The organism is Neorhizobium galegae, from assembly GCF_017877055.1.
Classification (GTDB): Bacteria; Pseudomonadota; Alphaproteobacteria; order Rhizobiales; family Rhizobiaceae; genus Neorhizobium; species Neorhizobium galegae_D.
This window is the reverse complement of the sequence record NZ_JAGIPG010000003.1, coordinates 68963-86926: the sequence shown is the minus strand read 5'-3', so window position 1 is coordinate 86926 and position 17964 is coordinate 68963. Positions and strand designations below refer to the sequence as shown.

The window sequence follows — 17964 nt, the reverse complement described above, 5'->3', positions numbered from 1 at the left end:
GTCAGCGTCTTTCCTTGAGTGCCGCTTCGTAGGCGGCGCGAGCTTGTGTGACTTCGGCGCGGGCCGAAACCTCCGGCACCGCGACGTCCCACCAGTAGCCCCCGCCTTCCGGCGTCGGGTAGGGATCGGTGTCGATGACGATCACGGTTGCGACTTTGGCTTTCCGAGCGCCGTTCAATGCCGCTTCCAGGTCCGCGATCGAGGTGACCTTGCGGGCATCGGCACCCATTGCCGCGGCATGGGCTGCGAAATCGATCTGCATCGGGTTCGCCTGGTTGGTGTGCGCATAGAGATTGTTGAACTGCTCGCCGCCGGTCGCCATCTGCAGCCGGTTGATGCAGCCGTAGCCGCGGTTGTCGGTGATCACGACGGTGATCTTGACGCCCATCGCAACGGCGGTGGCAAGCTCCGAGTTCATCATCATGTAGGAGCCGTCGCCGACCATGACGATCACGTCACGATCCGGTTCCGCCATCTTGATGCCGAGCCCGCCGGCGATCTCGTAGCCCATGCAGGAAAAGCCGTATTCCATGTGGTAGGAGAGCGGCCTGCCCGCCTTCCAGAGCTGGTGCAGCTCACCCGGCATGGTTCCGGCCGCGCACATGACGACGGTATTGTCGCGCGAGGCCCGTTGGACCGCGCCGATCACCTGCATGTCGGTCGGCAGCAGATTGCCGTCCTTGGGGGCAGCGGTGACAGCATCCGCCTTGGCGAACCAGTCATCCTTGAGGCCGACATTCAATGTCTGGAAACGGTGATCGCCGAGCGCCGCACCGATCAGCTCCAGCCCGACCTTCGCATCCGAGACGAGCGGGATCGCTTCGTGCTTGGCGCTGTCATAGGGCTGGACATTGAGCGACAGGATACGGCGCGTGGGATTCTTAAAGAGCGCCCAGGAGCCGGTGGTGAAATCCTGGAACCGGGTGCCGACGCCAATCACCAGATCGGCGTTTTCGCAAACGGTATTGGCGCTCGAAGCGCCCGTCACGCCGACCGGGCCGAAATTCGATGCATGGTCCCAAGGCAGCACCGACTTGCCGGCCTGCGTCTCGACGACCGGGATATTGTGCCGGCTCGCAAATGCCGCGAGCGTCCCGGTCGCGCCGGAAAAATGCACGCCGCCGCCAGCGACGATGACCGGGTTCTTTGCGGCCCTGATCGCCTCGACCGCACGCTCAAGCTCGTTCTCATCCGGCCGTGGCCGACGCCAATGCCACGTCCTCGGCTCGAAGAAGCTCTCCGGATAATCATAGGCCTCGGCCTGGGTGTCCTGGCAGAAGGCCAATGTCACCGGTCCACAATCGGCCGGATCCGTCAACGTCCGCATGGCGCGCGGCAGCGCGGTCAGAAGGTGTTCCGGCCGGCTGATGCGGTCGAAATAGCGGCTGACCGGCCGAAAGCAGTCGTTGACGCTTGCAAGACCGTCGCCGAAATCCTCGATCTGCTGCAGGACCGGATCCGGACCGCGATTGGCAAAGACGTCGCCCGGAATGAAAAGCACCGGCAGGCGGTTCACATGCGCCAAGGCCGCCGCCGTCACCATGTTGAGCGCGCCCGGTCCGATCGAGGAGGTCACCGCCATCGCCCGGCTGCGGCGCAGCTGTTTGGAATAGGCGATCGCCGCATGCGCCATCGACTGCTCGTTCTGGCCGCGATAGGTCGGCAGGTCCGGCCGGATACCAGCCAACGCCTCGCCCATGCCGGCGACATTGCCGTGCCCGAAGATCGCCCAGACGCCGGCGATGAAGGGCACGCCCTCCTCCGTCATCTGGTTTGCGAGATAGCGCACCATCGCCTGCGCAGCGGTCAGTCTCACTCTTGTCATTGGCCGTTTCCTCCTCCGCTGCCAGCTCTGGCGCGTGCCGTGTCCCAGGCCGTGCAGAGTTCGCGGTATTTACGCACCATGTCGGCCACCGCCTCGTCGTCGCCGATCGCGCCGGCAAACCAGCGCCGCGCCGCATCGCCAAAAATTGTCCGGCCGACGGCAAAACCCTTCACAAGGTCGAAGCGCGCCGCGGTGGCAAAGCTTTCCTCCAGCTCCGCCATCGGCGCATCGAGCCCGAGCACGACGATACCGCGCACATAGGGATCGTGCTTCTCGACCGCGGCGCAGGCATTCGCCCAGGCGGCCTTGCTCTTCATCGGTTCGAGCTTCCACCAATCGGGATAGACGCCGATCTCGTAGAAACGCTCGATGATATCGGCAACGGTCCGATCGTTGACCGGTCCGACCTTCGAGGGGATGACCTCCAGCAGCATTTCCAGCCGGTTGCGTCGGGTGGCGGCAAACAGACGCTGGATCACCTCTTCCTGTTTCTCCCGCATCTCGGCCGGATCATCGGGGTGGTAGAAGCAGAGAACCTTGGCAACGTTCTCGACCGGCCATTCCGTGATGCCGCCGAAGTCGGGACCAAGTTCTGGCTCCAGGGTCAGCGGGCGCGAGCCCGGCCATTCCACCGGCCGGCCGATCCACAACCCCGTGCCCGTCGCCTTGTAAAGCGTCTCGCGGCCAAGCCGCCCGTCGCAAAGAATGCCGTAGCCGTGCCTGCCATCCGAAACGTCGAGCGCGGCCTTCAGGCAGAGCGCCTTGAACTCGTCGATCCGCTCCGAACTCTGGCCGGCCTCATCGGCAATGGTTTCGAGCTGCATGCGGTGATCGAAGGCGAAGACCCGCAATTGCGGCCATTCGCCGGTCCGGTTGGTCGACCAATGAACCTGCTCCAGCGCGCCGTCCTTGCGCAGCGCCTTGTCCCGGATGCCGGTGCGGAAGAAATATTGCAACTCTTCCCAGCTCGGATAGGCCGGCGTGCAGCCGTGGCGCGAGACGGCGAAGGCGCCGCAGGCGTTGGCGTATTTCAGCGCCGTCGGCCAGTCCTCACCGGTGAGCCAGCCCTTCAGCAGGCCTGCCATGAAGCCGTCACCGGCGCCGAGCACGTTGAAGACCTCGATCGGAAAACCCTGCCCCGTCTGGCCTTTGTCGAGGCTGTCGGGAATATCGCCTTCGAAAACGACGGCGCCCATCGGGCCGCGCTTGCAGACCAGCGTCGCCTTGGAAACGGAGCGAACCGCTCTCAGCGCCTCGAGCGTGTCGGTCGAACCGCCGGCGATATGAAATTCCTCTTCCGTCCCGACCAACAGGTCGAACAGATGCAGGCTCGATTGCAGCTTGGCAGTCACCTTGCCGGATTCGATGAAGCGGCTTTCGCCTGCCTCATGGCCCGCAAGGCCCCAGAGGTTCGGGCGATAGTCGATGTCGAGGGCCGTGCGGGCACCATTCTCGCGGGCGAGCCGCAGCGCCTTCAAGACGGCAGCCTCGGTGTTCGGGTGGGAAAGATGGGTGCCCGTGGCGCAGACGCAGCCGGCCTCTGCAATAAAGCCGGGATCGATATCGTCTTCGCAAAGCGCCATGTCGGCGCAGTTCTCGCGATAGAAGATCAGCGGAAACTGGTGCTGGTCGCGGATGCCGAGCAAAACGAGCGCCGTCAGGCGCTCCGGATCGGTCTTGACGCCCCGCACGTCGACCTCTTCGCGGATCAGTTGCTCGCGAATGAACCGGCCCATATGCTCCGCGCCGACGCGGGTGATCAGGGCCGATTTCAGCCCGAGCCGGGCCGCACCCGCAGCGATGTTCGTCGGCGAGCCGCCGATATATTTGTTGAAGGAGGCCATATCCTCCATACGCCCGCCGACTTGCACGCCGTAGAGATCAACGGACGAACGGCCGATCGTGATGAGATCCAGTGACGCCAAGATTTCCTCCCTTGCGGCGGCCGGGCCTTGTGCCCATCGATACCGTCCGGAGCCGGCCGGTCCTCCCCGGCCGCCCCAGTCAGAAATGGACTATAAATTCTATTTTTGAAGATTCCAATATAAACATTCAGTCTGATCGCTTTGTACCCACCGCCACCGACAGCACGATAGCCAGACAAAGCGGCGCCGAGAGCGAACGGAAAGCGCCGAAATCAACCTCCGAGACCGAAAGTGTGATCGCTTCGAACTTCCGCAAGGGGCTGACGATCGTATCGGTCAACGCCACTACCGGGATGCCCCGCGCGCTCACTGCCTCGACCATATCGACCGTCTCTGCCGAATAGGGAGAAAAGGTGACCGCCAGCAGCACGTCGCCGGTCCGGATCGCATTGTGGTTGTCGAGCCCCCCGACGCCGGAATGCAGCATGGCCGGGACGTTCATCTTCTCGAACGCATAGGAGATGTAACTTGCGACCGGAAAGGAGCGCCTGAGGCCGATGATGTGGATCATCTGGGCCTTCGCCAACGCCTCGACGGCGTCGTCCAGGGTCCTCGGATCGATCGTCTTCAGGAGGTTTTCGAGTGAAGCGCGGCCAGCATCGACGAACTCGCCCAGCAGCGCGGACGCGCTGCCCTCGTCCTTTTCCCGCAGATGTTTCAGCCGCGTCGAATAGTCCGGCCAGCCACCGGCGTAGGACTCGCGAAACAACCGCTGCATTTCGGAGAACCCGGAAAAGCCGAGGATCCGGCAGAAGCGCATGAAGGCCGAGGGTTGCACGCCGGCCCCTTCCGCCATCTCGGCCACCGTGGACACGGCAATCCGGTCCTTGTTGGCCGCGACATAGTCGGCGCATTGCCGCAGCCGCTTCGGCAGGCTTTCCGAAACGTCGATCAGCCGTTCTTCGAATTGCTTGATGCTGGCCGGCGCCTTGTCCTCCATTCGGTCCTTCCGTTCTCCTTGACATGGATGAAATCACAAACTAGCAAAATAGAACATATATTCCAAATTTCGATTTGGACAATCTGGAACGCAGCAGGGAAAACGATTGCGTCGCCCGCGCAGGCGGGGCTGGCTGAAACAGCGGACAATGTCACGGGAGGACATCATGGTCACGAAACTCGCGCTTCTCGGCGCAGGCCGGATCGGCAAGGTACATGCGCGCGCCATCGCGGAGGACAAGCGAGCCAAGCTCGTCGCGGTGGTGGATGCCATGACCGACGCGGCGCAAGCGATTGCTGACAGCACCGGCTGCAAGGTCAGCACGATCGACGCGGTCGAGGCCGATCGCGATATCGATGCCGTCATCATCTGCACACCGACCAATACCCATGCGGACCTGATCGAGCGCTTCGCCAAGGCCGGCAAGGCGATCTTCTGTGAAAAGCCGATCGACCTCGACGTAAACCGCGCCAAAGCCTGCGTGGAGACGGTTCGCAGGACCGGCGCCAAGGTAATGCTCGGCTTCAACCGCCGCTTCGATCCGCATTTCCGCGCCGTGCGCCAGGCGATCGACGACGGCAGGATCGGCAAGGTGGAGATGGTGACCATCACCAGCCGCGACCCCGGCCCGCCGCCCGCGGAATACATCAAGGTGTCCGGAGGCATTTTCCGCGACATGACGATCCACGACTTCGACATGGCGCGCTTCCTGCTTGGCGAGGAAATCCACAGTGTCATGGCGTCCGGCGCCGTGCTGGTCGATCCGAAGATCGGCGAACTTGGCGACTATGACAGCGCAAGCCTCATCCTGACGACGAAAAGCGGCAGGCAGGCCATCATCTCCAACTCCCGCCGGGCGAGCTACGGTTACGACCAGCGTATCGAGGTGCACGGATCGCTCGGCTCAGTTGCCGCCGAAAACCAGCGGCCGGTCTCGATCGAAATCGCCAACAAGGACGGCTATACCCGTCCGCCGCTGCACGACTTCTTCATGACCCGTTATACCGAGGCCTATGCAGCGGAAATTTCGGCCTTCATCGACAGCCTGGAAAGCGGCTCGGCACCCTCGCCTTCCGCCGAAGACGGCGTGATCGCGCTGATGCTGGCCGACGCGGCCCTGCGGGCCGTCGAGGAAGGCAAGTCGATCGTCATCGGCGAATAGAGGGTCCAAGGCACCTGGTTTCGGACACAGGCGCCTGGGGTGGAAGGACAGGAGCGCTTCCACAACAACAGCGACGCGGCTTTTCAACGAAAGGCCGCGCCAGGATTGTCTTGCGTTGGAGCCACATGAGCATGCATGATGGACGAAGTTCATCGCATCAGGGGGATGAGGCATCGCTCCGGCAACGGAACATGCGCGAAGAAGTCGGAAATGGCCCGCACGACAATGTGAGACATTGACTGCTCGTCTTGGCGCCTCAAAAACCAGCTTAAATCGAAAGAAATTCTGTTGAAAGCCAAGATAGGCTTGAAAGATGTGGCTCTGGATGCCGGTGTTTCGCTCAGTACCGCATCTCATGTTCTCAACGGAACCGCGCCCATATCCATAGAAGTTCGAGAGCGTGTGCTGAATTCCGCTCAAAGGCTGGGATATCTGGAAAAGCGTAGAAGCCGGGCGACGATCGCTACGCTTCGCACCATCCTCCTGGCGATCACCAGCGATGCCGCGCCTCACAGCGACATCAATCTCGTCAGCTGGACGATGCTCAACAGCCTGCGCCAGGAATGCGAACGCCTCAGCATCCGGATCGTGCCTTTCGTCAGCGCCGGCAGCCGCATCGACGCGGGCGAGGTGCGCCGCATGGCGCAGGCCGAAAACGTCGACGGCATCGTCATCCTCAACGACGACCGGCCGGAACTGATCCGCGCTCTTGCCGCAGGGCGGACGCCGCTCGTCATCCTGAACGGAGAGGACCCTTCGATGCTGGTCGATACGGTGACCGGCGAAAACCGCTTCGGCGCCCGCCAGGGGACCGAGCACCTGCTTTCGCTCGGCCATCGCCGCATCCTGCATCTGACCTGGAAGGGCAGGACCACCATCCGCCGCCGGTATGACGGTTACGCCGACGCGCATCTCGCCGCCGGCCTTGCCGTATCGCCGGATATGATCGTCGAGGCGGAGGGATACGAGCCCTATCAGGGCGAGCAGGCGATCCGCCAGTTGCTGTCCGAAGATAGCAGCCTGCGCGGCGCAACGGCGGTCTTCTGCGCCGCCGACAATCTGGCGCTCGGCTGCCTGAGGGCGCTTGCGGCATTCGACATCCGCGTGCCGGAAGAAATGTCCGTGCTCGGCTTCGACGATATCGTGCCCGGAGAGTTCAGCACGCCGCCGCTGTCGACGGTTCAGTTGCCGACCGACCGGCTGGGAGCCGCAGCAATGAGCCTTCTGGAGCAGCGGCTCGTCGCCAACGATCCGCTGCGGCCCGCCTACCGGCTGGAACTCGGCTGCAAGCTGGTGCTGCGGGGCAGCGTTGCGCCACCCCGCCGGTGAACCTCACTTCATTCCGGTGCCGGCAATGCCGGTGGTGATGTATTTCTGCAGGAACAGGAAGACGACCGTGACCGGAGCAAGGCTCAGGAAGGTCATGGCGAGAATGTAGTTCCATTGCACGGAGAACTCGCCCTGGAAGGCATTGAGTCCGACCTGCAGGGTAAAGTTTTCGCGGCTGCTGAGCACGATCAGCGGCCAGAGGAAGTCGTTCCACCGCCACAGGACCGAGAAGATCGCCAGCACCGCGAGCGCCGGCGCCGTGAGCGGCAGCACGATGCGCCAGAAGATCCGGAACTCGCTTGCCGCGTCGACGCGGGCCGCCTCGATGAGTTCGTCGGGGATGGTGAGCATGTACTGGCGCAGCAGGAAGACGCCGGTCGGCGAGGCGACCGTCGGAATGATGATGCCCCAGAGACTGTCCACCAGGCCGACGCCGACGACGACCAGATAGGCCGGCACCATGACCACCGTCAGCGGTATCATCAGTGTCGAGATGATCAGCACGAAAATCGCCTTCTCGCCCCGGAACCGGTATTTCGACAGCGCGAAAGCGGCAAGCGCGTTGACGATGAGCGTCAGCAGCGTGGCGACGAAAGTGACGAAGACCGAATTCTTGAGAAAGGTCAGGAAGTCGAACCTGGTGAGCGGATCGGTGTAGTTCTCGGTCGCGATGGTGAGCCGCTGGACCGGTGACATGGTCTTGACGTCGACGCTGACCGGCGTTCCGGGATTGCTCGGATCGACCATCTGGGCCTTCAGCCCGATGCGCCGGACCATCGCCATCTCGCGCGGCTGGCCATCGACATCGACGGTCCAGAGGCTGAGCGGGGCGTTGAAGCCGGGGACGGTCTGCTGGACCGCTGCACGCGGCAGCAGCGTCGGCGGAAAGCGGGTGATCTCGGCGGCCGGCTTGAACGAGGAAAGGCCCGCCCATACCACCGGGATGAGCACGGCAAGCGTGCCCAGGACCAGCCAGGCCCAGGAGAGAATGTCGGTGACGCCGATCCGCCCCGGCCGGCGGGTGCGGGTCAGGAAGGCGATGGGGGAGAGGCCTTGCGACATGATCAGGACTCCATCTTGCGGCCGAGCCGCAGCTGTATGAGCGTCAGGGCCAGCAGTACGAGACCCATCAGCACCGAGGCCGCCGAGGCGAGCCCGAAAAGGCGCAGGTCGCTGCCGAAGGCCATCTGGTAGATGTATTGCACGATGAAGCTGTTGGCGGTGCCGGGCCCGCCGCCATTGGTCAGCACCCAGGCTTCGTCGAAGATCTGAACCGAACGGATCATCAGGAGAATCAGCACGACGAGCAGGTTTGGCCCGAGAAGCGGAAGCGTGATGCGGAACAGGGTGCGCCGGGGCGAGGCCGCATCGATCGCGGCGGCTTCGTAGAGGTCCTTGGGAATGGCCTGCAGGCCGGCGAGAAGGATCAGCGTATAAAAACCCATGTGGAACCAGACGGACACGACCACCACGAAGAAGCGCGACCAGCCGACGTCCAGCAGGAAGATTTCCGGCGGCACGCCGAGCATCTGGAGGAAGGCGTTGAGCAAGCCGTTGCGATCCAGGAACCATTTCCAGATCAGGCCGATGACGACCGGCGACAACAGGACGGGATAAAAGAACATGGCCCTGAAGAAACCCCGCGCGGCAATCGCCCGGTTGAGGATGAGCGCCGTCACCAAGGCCACGAGCAGGGTCGCCGCGACGTTGAAGCCGACGAACCACAGCGTGTTCCAGACCGCCGTCCAGAACAGGGATTCGCGGCAGCTTCCCGGACGAAGGTAGTCCTCGCACTGCAGGAGCTGACGGAAATTGTCGAAGCCGACAAAAGGCCGGTCCGAGACAAAAAGCCCGGTGCCCCCGGTGAAGGCATAACCGACCGCAATCGCGATGGGCAGGAAGGTGAATATGCCGAAAAGGATGAGGTTCGGTGCGAGGAACAGGTAGGGCATCCGCTTCCTGCCCATCAGCCGTTCGAACCCGTTGATGGGCGCTTCGACTATGCCCATGACGAAGTCGAGGGCACGGCCGCCGAGATCGGTCGCCTTAGGCGTGCTCATAAGCGTCACTCCGCTGGCTAACGGTCTGCGGCAGAGCCAGGCCGTTGTCGGGGTCGAAGACGTGCACCCGGCCGGACAACGGCATGATCCGCAGAAGGTCGCCGGACCGCGGCGCGAAATGGCCGGTCTGGTGGACGATGATCTGTTCGTCCCGCCCCTCGAGCGTCCCGTAGACATAGGTCTCGGTCCCAAGGCTCTCGTGATACTGGACGACGAACGGCAGTCCTTCATCGCCGACCGCGAAATGCGCGGGCCTTATGCCGACAAGCACGGCCTGGCCTGGTTTCGCCGCGGCGGGATCGATCGACGCAGCGAGCGGCGCGCCGTAACCGACATCGATCGTCACCCCGGCCTCGCCGACCGCCATCACCTTGCCCTTCAGCATGTTCATCCGCGGCGAGCCCAGGAAGCCGGCGACAAAAAGGTTCCGCGGGTTGTCAAAGAGTTCGAGCGGCGTTCCGACCTGCTCGATCCGGCCGCCGTTCAGCACGACGATTTCATCGGCCATGGTCATCGCCTCGACCTGATCGTGGGTGACGTAGATCATCGTCGTTTTCAGCTGGCGATGCAGCCTTGTGATTTCCGCCCTTGTCTGCACGCGCAGCGCCGCGTCGAGGTTCGAAAGCGGCTCGTCGAAGAGGAAGATATCGGGGTTGCGCACGATGGCGCGTCCGATCGCGACACGCTGACGCTGACCGCCGGAAAGCTGCCGCGGCTTGCGTTCCAGATAGGGTTCGATCGCCAGCATGCGTGCCGCCTCGGCGATCCGCGTGTCGATCTCGCCGCGCTTGAATTTCAGGTTTTCGAGCCCGAAGGCGAGGTTCTTGCGCACGCTCATATGGGGATAGAGCGCATAGGACTGGAAGACCATGGCGATCTTCCGTTCCGCCGGGGAAAGCTGGACGACGTCGCGCCCGCCGATCTCGATGCCGCCGGCGCTGATGTCCTCCAGCCCCGCGATGATCCTCAGAAGGGTCGACTTGCCGCAGCCGGACGGACCGACGAACACGACGAACTTGCCGTCGTCGATCGTCAGGTCGATGCCGTGCAGAACGGTCAGTGCGCCGAACGCCTTGGTGACATTTGTAAGTTTCAGATTTCCCATTCCCTGCTCCCGTCAGGTTCAGTCACTTTATGGACGACGCTCTTGACGTTCCAGCCTTCCGGTATCGGTTGCGGCCTCTCGAAATGCGTCTCCTCGATCGCAATCCCCTCTATGCCAGCGGTGAAAAGCGCCGGCATGCCTCCCGGGTAGTCAAAAAGGCCGATCACCCGTCCGTCCGCCCCCTTCGTCCAGGCATTCGCACGGCCGGCAGCGTCGGCGCTCGGTGCGATATCCGCGTTGGTCGGCCTCAGATCATACCGAAGTCCGGTGCCGAGCGGCCCCTTCCGCTGGCGCAACCGCAGCCGTGAAAGCCTGACGCCGTGAATACCCGCGGCGGAAGTCGAAACGAGCGCGATCGCTCCGTCCATCTGGCCGTGCAGATCCTCGACGACGAGGTCGCGGATGGCGCCGGCCGGACGGGCAGGGATGCGGTCCACCACCGTCACCGTCAGCGCCTCGCCCGATCCCCAGAAGCCGTCGAGCGTCTCGTGGCAATCGACCTCTATCCGGGAGAATCGGATATCGGTGATATGCCCGCCATCGCGTGAGAAAAGCCCCAGGCCCCGGTTGGAATCCTGGACGCGGCAGTCCTCGAAGACGACATCCATGAAATCGCCGTAGGATTCCGTGCCGATCTTGAGAGCGCAGCTCTTGCTCTCGACCACGCAGCGGCGCACCCGCACGTTTTCGCATTCCCCGATGGCGCGGCCATCCGGGCCCGCGCTGGTCTTCAGGCAGATGCCATCGTCGGCCGTCGAGATGATGCAGTCTTCCACCACCGCATGCCGGCAGGCGTCGAGCACGATTCCGTCGGTATTCGGCATGCGGCGATTGTTCGACACCTTCACGCCGCCGACATAGACGTTGTCGCAATTGACGAGATGCAGCGTCCACATCGGCGAATCGACGATTTCCAACCGCTCGATCCGGACGCCGCGGCAGGTCTCGAAGACCACCACCCGCGGGCGGAATTCCGCGGGAACGAGCGTGCCCATCGCCTCGTCGGTGCCGGCGATGAAATGCTCGCCTCCCGCGTCGATGCGTCCGGGGCCGGTCAAGGCTATGTCCGTTGCGTTCCTTGCAACGACCATCGCGCGGTTCGACTTCTCGGCGATGACCGAAACCGATGTCTCCTCGTAGGCTCCATAGTCCGGAACCGGGCGCAGCAGCGCTCCCTTCGCCAGATGAAGCTCGACGCCGGATTGCAGTCTCAGGCCGCGGGTGTTGTGGATGCCTTCGGCAAGTTCCACGCAGCCGCCGCCTCGCGCGGCAATCTGGTCGATCGCCGCCTGAATATGCGCCGTCTCGTCCTCCTGCATGGGCTCTATAAGAAGGGACGGGAACCGGTTCATGCCCTATCCTCGCCTTCGAGAAGGACTTCCGTCAGCAGCAGCATCGTCAGCGCTTGGCCATAGGGGGTCGGCAGGTTGGGGATACGGCGGTAGAAGTCGAGATCGTGCCCCATCGGCGTGCCATCCGAAACACCCTGGACGACACCCTCGTCGTCGATATGGGCGAGCACCGCCGCGAGCGCCCGCTCCGCATGCACCCTGTTGGAAGCGTCGAGAATGCCCGCATCGATCGATCGCAGGATGCCGTAGGCGATCCCGGCCGTCGCCGATGTTTCAAGGGGAGACGTCGGGTCGTCGAGCAGCGTATGGAACATGCCATCAGTGCGCTGCAGTCGCTTCAGCGAGCACACCTGGCTCGCTAGCACATTCGACAGGAAACGCTTGTCCTTTTCCTCAAGGTCGGGAACGAGCTCGAACAGTTCGGGAATGGCAACCGTGATCCAGGCGTTGCCCCGCGCCCAGAAGGCCTTGGCGAAATTGTGCCGGCCGTTGAAGGTCCAGCCGTGATACCACAGGCCCGTGACCGGGTCGGACAGATAGCGGGCATGCACCATGAACTGGTAGACGGCCTCGTCGATCCAGTCGCGGCGCCCGCAGGCGACGCCCGCCCGCGCCAGGAACAGGCCGGCCATGAACAGCGTATCGTCCCATAGTTCGCCGTCGTTGAGGCGTTCTTTGACAACGTGCTGGAAGCCGCCGTCCTCGGTCTTCGGAAGCCGGTGGACGAGCCAGTCCGCCCAATCCTCGACCAGCATGCGGAAATCCGGCCGGTCGACATGGTCGATCAGGATGGCGAGCGGCAGCATGGGCGCCGTGCTGTTGATCTGCCGCGGCGGCAGGCCCCGGCCGATTTGCCGGCCGTACCAGGCGACGAGATCGTCGATGGCCTGCCGGTCGCCGGCGGCAAGCGCCCGGCGCAGGAACCCGTAGAGGCCGACGCCGACTTCCCAGTCCCATTCGTCGAACTGGATGCCGCCGCCGGCATCGGTTCCGGCAAGGCCTTCCTTGATACCCTTGAGGCGGCTGAACGCAACCGCGACCTGATCGATCGTCTCCTGCAGGGCCGGTCTGTTGAGGGTTATCGAATCCATCGGTCGGAATGTCCTTTATGCATAGAATGGGTGGTCGCCGTGGCCGGCGGTCGCGCTGTCATAGGTCACGATCGGCACTGGCTGGTCGTGGATGAAGGGTTGCGGCAGTCCGCCGACGGTGAATTCGCCGGCATGGGAGAGCACGAGCATCTCACGCTCCGGCGGAGAAAGACTGAGCACCTTGCTTCCGGTATCGAACGAGACGGAGGTGGCGCGGATGCGCTCGACGAAACGACGGAAAGCGGCTTCGTCGCCCGCGCCCACCACGGCTGCCCAGCCGGTGAGCGCACCCTCGGAGCGCGCCTCGCGCCCCGCGGTCGCTCCCTCGTTGACGAGCTCGAGCCCGTTCGTGGCATGCAGTGCCGCAAAGCCCCTGCCCGAGCGGGTGACGAGCCAGTTTCCATCCATGATGACCTCGTCGAGGCCGTCGCGACCAAGATAGGCATGCGTCCAGGCATGGCGCGTGCCTTCGGTGTCCGCGATCAGCAGGGCGACATCGCGATATTGCATGACGCGCGGGAGAACGCCGTTGCCGGCCCAATAGGACGGGCGCTGCGTGCCCCAGGGATCGTCCTCCCCGGGATGGTTGACCCAGAGCCTCGCCATCGGGTGGCCGGCGAGCCGGATATCGAGCACGTGCTGCTGGTGGCCCCGCCCGCCGGTCTTGTGATCGACCACCGTCGAGAGCTGCGAGGCCTCGGTCTTGAAGAGCACCAGCTTGCCGCTTTCGAGCCCCTGGGTGTAGCGCGCTTCGATCGAGCGTCCTGACGCCAGCTGGGCAAACTCCGGCAGGTCGTCCGGCGGCGCGTAGGAACCGGCACAGAACATCGGAAGCGAAGCGACGCCGCCGTTCAGCCAGCCGCTGCCGAATGCCACCCGGGCGAATGGCACCAATTCCGTCAGCGGGCCGGCCCGCAGCTCCTTGTCGTAGGCGCGCCCCTGCGAGCCGGCGGGAACGCCTGCCAGCGTGTGCAGCGCGATCATCCGGAAGATGAGATCCAGCTGATGGCGCGCACGCGGGGCGATATCGTTCCCGCCCCAGCGTTCGAGAGCCAAAAGACCTATGAAATCCACCGGATAATAGGCTGCGGAATTCCATTCGGCGAGGCCGTGCGCCTCGACGCTGTCGAACCAGCGGCGAAGCCGGTCTTCTGCCAGCTGCGCCTGCTCGCGCCCCGTCCTGCCCGAGGCGGAGAACACGGTATCCGGCATCAACCTGCCGGCGATCAACTGGCTGGTGTGGAAGCACAGAACATGGTTCTCGCTCCAGAACCACATCACATCGTTGCCGGGCTCGTCCACCCAGTAACGGTAGCCGGCGACGGATACGCGAATTCTTGCCGCCGTCTCCGCCGGCAAGGTGTGCCCATATTCTCCGAGGAGCCAGAGTAGCGGCACCATCACGAAATCGGAGCAATCCTCCCGCCGGTCGATGACTTCGAGGGTGGAGGCGATGATCCTGTCCATCGCCTCCCCCTCGATCTCGCCGACTGCCGCCATGGCGAGGACTCGACCGATGCGCTCGGCACCGAAACGGGCGCTGAAGATCAGCGCCTCGTGTTTGCGTTCGGCAAGCGTCGCCGCGGCCTGCGGCAGGCCAAGGCAGCTCATGAAGGCGGCGTCTATATGGCGGGCGACGGTTGCGGCGCCCGAGCCGATCTTCAGCCTGATGCCGTGATATCCGTCCGGCAGGCCCTTGATGGCGGGAGCGGCCAGCCGGGTCTCGCCGGCGCCGAGGGTCAGGTCGGCACGCGCCAGCACGGCCCGGTCATGACCGTGGCTATAGACCTCGATGCCGACAGGCAGATCGGCACCCGGCGCACTGTCGAAGAGGATTTCCAGTGGGCGATCGACGAAAACGTCGCCGGCCGGCCGAATGGCGCGCGCCAGAAGCTCGAGCCGCCGAACCTCCTGCCGGTCCACTTCCGTGGGCAGGGCGATGTCCAGCGGCCTGGTATCGGCCAGTTCCAGTTCGAAGAACCAGATGGTGTCCCGCTCCGCAAGATCTTCCGTCAAGAGAAGGATGTCGTTGTCGCCGGCCTTCAGCGCCAGGACGATCTCTCTCTCGCTCTCGACATTGCGCCGGAAGGGCTCGAACCGCACCTGTTCCTCGCCGTTCACCCAGATCCGCACACCGCCGCAGGTTCTCAGCCGCATCGGCACGCGGCGGGCAGCCTCGGTGCGGAAACTGCCGCGCAGCCAGCGGCTGACATGGGTGGGCACGTGCCAGAAGCCGGTGAACTCGACGCGGCGGTTCGGCCCCGGCAGGTTCAGTGAGGTCGGTTTCCAGTCGTGCTCGGCGCGGATTTCCCGTCCGATCATCTGCGCCTGGAAGGCTTTCCGGCAAGGCAGGTCGCCGACATCCACGAAGCCGTTGATGAAGCGGTAATGGACGCGATCTTCCGCCGGCGCCGGCTCGCCTGGAAAATACGCCTGGCGCAGATCCGAAACGACCCACGCGGTGAAGGTTTCGCCGGGGGCGACGTGATAGCCGGCGGCGCGCGAACGGTCCGCGGCTGTAGGTGACTGCTCCATGACTGCCTCCCAGATCATGAAAATATTTTTATTATTCGAACTTCGCCCACTCCGGCTTTGTAAGCGGTTTCGAATTTAGCCGACAAAACAGCTTGACGTTTGGATTGTCAAGCGTCAAAAAAGAGAAATTCGAAGGTGAAACTCCGAAAGAGAACCTTCCGAATCGTGAAAATGTTTTCATTGGGAGGATGAAAAATGCAGAGACTTCTATCCGGGATAAGTGCATTCGTATTTTCGGCCTTCGCCCTATCCGGCGTGGCCATGGCGGACGCCAAGACGATCACTTTCCTGTTCACCGACGACGACCAGGGTTATGTCGAGCGCATGGCCGCCTTGAGCAAGGAGTTCGAAGCGTCACATCCCGATATCAAGGTCAATTTCGTGTCTTCCGGCTATGATGCGGTGGTGAAACAGCTGCCGGTCCAGCTGGCCGCAGGCAAGGGACCGGACCTCGCCAAGATCACCGACTGGCAGCTGGCGCCGTATTATCTCGACATGCGCAGCTACATGAAGGACCCCGACACCTTCGCCAAGCTCCATGGAGACAGCCTCAACCAGCTTCGCCTGCCCAATATCAACGACCCGAAGTCGATCAACGGTTACGTCGCGTCCCAGACGCTGAACCTGCCGTTCGTCAACAAGACCCTGTTCGAGCAGGCCGGCGAACCGGTGCCCGGCCCGAAGGCCACGCTCAAGGAGATCGTGGAAGCTTCGGCCCGGGTCGCAAAGGCGACGGGCGCGCAGATCCCCTTCACCATGGACCGGTCCGGCCACCGCTTCTCCGGCGGTGCCTATTCCTACGGTTCGGTCTATGTGAAGGACGGCAAGTTCAGTTTCCCGGATGCGGCCGCCCGCAAATATATCGCCGACCTCTATTCCTGGACCCAGAACGGCAGTTTCCCGAAGGAAATGTGGGGCGCAGCTGGCGGCTCGCAGTACAAGAACATGGGCGACGAATTCGTCAACGGCAATGTCGTCACCTATCTCGCCGGCAACTGGATGGTGAACCCCTTCCAGAAGAAGATTGGCAATGCCTTCCAATGGACGGCCATCAATGCGCCGTGCGGCGATGCCGGTTGCTATGCAATGCCGGGCGCGACCGCGATCGTCGGCTTCAAGCGCACCGAACATCCCGAGGCGGTTGCCCAGTTCATCGAATTTCTGGGCTCTGAGAAGGTTCAGCGCGAGATTGCCGAAAATTACGTGATCCTGACGGGAGCCGACATCAAGAACCCGCAATACAAGATCTCGAGCAATGACGCCAAGGCGTCCATGGCGGTCTTCCTGGATAACAAGAAGAACGTTCCCCAGGTCGCGCGGGATTTCGAACGCTTGAAGGGCGGGACGGCGATCTACCAGCAGATCGTCCAGCGCATGAGCCAGCTCATCGTGGGCGAATTGAGCCTGGAGGAAACCTACAAGAACCTCGAGGCTGACGCCGGCAAAATCAACGAGGCGCTGGCGGTAAAGTAACACGATCGGGCATGCCGGGTAGTCAATGCAACCCGGCATGCCTCTATTGAAAGACTTGCTGGAAAAGGGAGCTCCTGATCCGGCGTCAGGTGCTTCGGTTGCCTGTCTCCTATGCCCGACACCGAGAGACCCGCCTCGATATCGCAGAGGCTGCGGTCAAAAGCGCCGCCCTTGCTGGACCCTCCCTAGCGGAATGACGATGCGACGGCTTACCCGGCCGCGGCTCCGACTGCAGACAAGCCGACAGCGAGCAAAGCCATGATGATCAGCAGCCAACGGGCCTGATATACACTCTCTTCCATCTGAATCTCCCTTTTCGAGACGCCAAGAACACCGCGAGTGCCGCCGAAGTTCCGCGGTCGGGACCTTTCCGCCCTCGCACCAGACCTTGGTCGATGCCCCCAAGGACTAAGGTCTAAGCCCTGATTAGACTGAAGCCCCAGGGCGGGAACATGCGCTGCCGACAGCCTGTTTGTCTCGCAGCTTCGGAAACGCTGTCGCGGTCGGAAGCATGAGGAAACCCAAGGAGATAAGATATGAACATCGTTACACGCGCGGCATTTGCCGCGGCGCTTCTCGCGGGCACTACCCTGTCTGCCTTTGCCCAGACCAGCAGCACGGTCGGCACCGGAGGAACCAGCGCTGGCGGCGGCACGTCCAGCAGCACGATCGGGACGGGCGGCAGTTCTGCCGGAACGAATTGCGCACCCGGCACCACCAACTGCGGCTCCGGTTCGGCTTCGACCCTGGGCACCGGTGGTTCTTCCGCCGGCGGCGGCCAGTCGAGCAGCTCGGTTGGCACCGGCGGTTCGGCGGCAGGCTCGGGCAGTGGGTCGGGTTCCGCATCGACGCTCGGCACCGGTGGCACGTCTGCGGGCGATGGCCAGTCCAGCAGCTCCGTCGGCACCGGCGGTTCGGCGGCAGGTTCCGGCAGCGGCTCGGGCTCCGCCTCGACGCTCGGCACCGGCGGCACGTCCGCCAAGGACGGCATGTCGACCAGTTCGGTCGGAACCGGCGGCAGCTCTGCTGGCGCAGCCGGTCAGGAACATGGACAGGGCAAGAAGGCATGTCCTCCGGGCCAGGCCAAGAAAGACGGCGCGTCCTGCTAATCCCATCCATCGGACGAGGGCGGATTGTTCCGCCTTCGTCCTGTCCATAGGAGAGCCG

Annotated in this window: 13 protein-coding genes; 4 read left to right on the top strand and 9 right to left on the bottom strand. The window is 63.5% G+C overall.

The window, feature by feature from the left end:
* Window position 1 precedes the first annotated feature (1 nt).
* From iolD to J2857_RS19660, 3 genes are all read right to left on the bottom strand, one after another.
* Window positions 2-1825, bottom strand: a complete 1824-nt coding sequence (gene iolD, locus J2857_RS19670; RefSeq protein ID WP_210011804.1) for a 3D-(3,5/4)-trihydroxycyclohexane-1,2-dione acylhydrolase (decyclizing) — start codon at window positions 1823-1825, stop codon at window positions 2-4.
* The gene (locus J2857_RS19665; RefSeq protein WP_210011803.1) at window positions 1822-3750 is read right to left on the bottom strand and encodes a bifunctional 5-dehydro-2-deoxygluconokinase/5-dehydro-2-deoxyphosphogluconate aldolase; all 1929 of its coding nucleotides are present in this window, start codon (window positions 3748-3750) and stop codon (window positions 1822-1824) included. Before J2857_RS19665 ends, iolD begins: the two co-directional genes overlap by 4 nt.
* A gap of 127 nt (window positions 3751-3877) precedes the next feature.
* Window positions 3878-4690, bottom strand: a complete 813-nt coding sequence (locus J2857_RS19660; protein ID WP_210011802.1) for a MurR/RpiR family transcriptional regulator — start codon at window positions 4688-4690, stop codon at window positions 3878-3880.
* Window positions 4691-4856: 166 nt separating this feature from the next.
* Here J2857_RS19660 and iolG point away from each other — a divergent pair, with 166 nt between their 5' ends.
* Together iolG and J2857_RS19650 are read left to right on the top strand one after the other, a co-directional pair.
* A complete protein-coding gene (gene iolG, locus J2857_RS19655) occupies window positions 4857-5852 on the top strand; it encodes an inositol 2-dehydrogenase (protein ID WP_210011801.1) in 996 nt (331 codons plus the stop codon).
* A gap of 288 nt (window positions 5853-6140) precedes the next feature.
* The gene (locus tag J2857_RS19650; RefSeq protein ID WP_210011800.1) at window positions 6141-7181 is read left to right on the top strand and encodes a LacI family DNA-binding transcriptional regulator; all 1041 of its coding nucleotides are present in this window, start codon (window positions 6141-6143) and stop codon (window positions 7179-7181) included.
* A gap of 3 nt (window positions 7182-7184) precedes the next feature.
* Here J2857_RS19650 and J2857_RS19645 read toward each other — a convergent pair whose 3' ends face one another.
* From J2857_RS19645 to J2857_RS19620, 6 genes are read right to left on the bottom strand one after another with little or no spacing between them, the layout of a single operon-like run.
* On the bottom strand, window positions 7185-8243 hold the full coding sequence (locus J2857_RS19645; protein WP_210011799.1) for a carbohydrate ABC transporter permease: 1059 nt from the start codon (window positions 8241-8243) through the stop codon (window positions 7185-7187).
* Between the two features lie 2 nt (window positions 8244-8245).
* Window positions 8246-9241 (bottom strand): carbohydrate ABC transporter permease, encoded by a 996-nt coding sequence (locus tag J2857_RS19640; RefSeq protein WP_210011798.1) that lies wholly within the window; start codon window positions 9239-9241, stop codon window positions 8246-8248.
* Complete coding sequence (locus tag J2857_RS19635) at window positions 9228-10346, bottom strand: ABC transporter ATP-binding protein (RefSeq protein WP_210011797.1); 1119 nt, start codon at window positions 10344-10346, stop codon at window positions 9228-9230. Before J2857_RS19635 ends, J2857_RS19640 begins: the two co-directional genes overlap by 14 nt.
* A complete protein-coding gene (locus tag J2857_RS19630; protein ID WP_210011796.1) occupies window positions 10334-11698 on the bottom strand; it encodes a glycoside hydrolase family 28 protein in 1365 nt (454 codons plus the stop codon). Before J2857_RS19630 ends, J2857_RS19635 begins: the two co-directional genes overlap by 13 nt.
* Entirely contained in the window at window positions 11695-12789 is a 1095-nt protein-coding gene (locus J2857_RS19625; protein ID WP_210011795.1) for a glycoside hydrolase family 88/105 protein, read from the bottom strand. The genes J2857_RS19630 and J2857_RS19625 overlap by 4 nt, the downstream gene beginning before the upstream one ends.
* Window positions 12790-12804: 15 nt before the next feature.
* The gene (locus J2857_RS19620) at window positions 12805-15324 is read right to left on the bottom strand and encodes a hypothetical protein (protein WP_210011794.1); all 2520 of its coding nucleotides are present in this window, start codon (window positions 15322-15324) and stop codon (window positions 12805-12807) included.
* 195 nt (window positions 15325-15519) lie between these two features.
* Between J2857_RS19620 and J2857_RS19615 the strand changes: the two genes are divergently transcribed.
* Entirely contained in the window at window positions 15520-16797 is a 1278-nt protein-coding gene (locus tag J2857_RS19615) for an ABC transporter substrate-binding protein (RefSeq protein ID WP_210011793.1), read from the top strand.
* A 536-nt stretch (window positions 16798-17333) separates the two neighbouring features.
* The gene (locus tag J2857_RS19610) at window positions 17334-17906 is read left to right on the top strand and encodes a hypothetical protein (RefSeq protein ID WP_210011792.1); all 573 of its coding nucleotides are present in this window, start codon (window positions 17334-17336) and stop codon (window positions 17904-17906) included.
* The last annotated feature ends 58 nt before the right edge of the window (window positions 17907-17964 follow it).

Excerpts from the sequence above, each read along its gene's own strand:
- iolD (WP_210011804.1), bottom strand. The coding sequence starts at position 1,825 with ATGACAAGAGTGAGACTGACCGCTGCGCAGGCGATGGTGCGCTATCTC.
- J2857_RS19660 (WP_210011802.1), bottom strand. The coding sequence starts at position 4,690 with ATGGAGGACAAGGCGCCGGCCAGCATCAAGCAATTCGAAGAACGGCTG.
- iolG (WP_210011801.1), top strand. The coding sequence starts at position 4,857 with ATGGTCACGAAACTCGCGCTTCTCGGCGCAGGCCGGATCGGCAAGGTA.
- J2857_RS19645 (WP_210011799.1), bottom strand. The coding sequence starts at position 8,243 with ATGTCGCAAGGCCTCTCCCCCATCGCCTTCCTGACCCGCACCCGCCGG.
- J2857_RS19640 (WP_210011798.1), bottom strand. The coding sequence starts at position 9,241 with ATGAGCACGCCTAAGGCGACCGATCTCGGCGGCCGTGCCCTCGACTTC.
- J2857_RS19635 (WP_210011797.1), bottom strand. The coding sequence starts at position 10,346 with ATGGGAAATCTGAAACTTACAAATGTCACCAAGGCGTTCGGCGCACTG.
- J2857_RS19630 (WP_210011796.1), bottom strand. The coding sequence starts at position 11,698 with ATGAACCGGTTCCCGTCCCTTCTTATAGAGCCCATGCAGGAGGACGAG.
- J2857_RS19625 (WP_210011795.1), bottom strand. The coding sequence starts at position 12,789 with ATGGATTCGATAACCCTCAACAGACCGGCCCTGCAGGAGACGATCGAT.
- J2857_RS19620 (WP_210011794.1), bottom strand. The coding sequence starts at position 15,324 with ATGGAGCAGTCACCTACAGCCGCGGACCGTTCGCGCGCCGCCGGCTAT.
- J2857_RS19615 (WP_210011793.1), top strand. The coding sequence starts at position 15,520 with ATGCAGAGACTTCTATCCGGGATAAGTGCATTCGTATTTTCGGCCTTC.
- J2857_RS19610 (WP_210011792.1), top strand. The coding sequence starts at position 17,334 with ATGAACATCGTTACACGCGCGGCATTTGCCGCGGCGCTTCTCGCGGGC.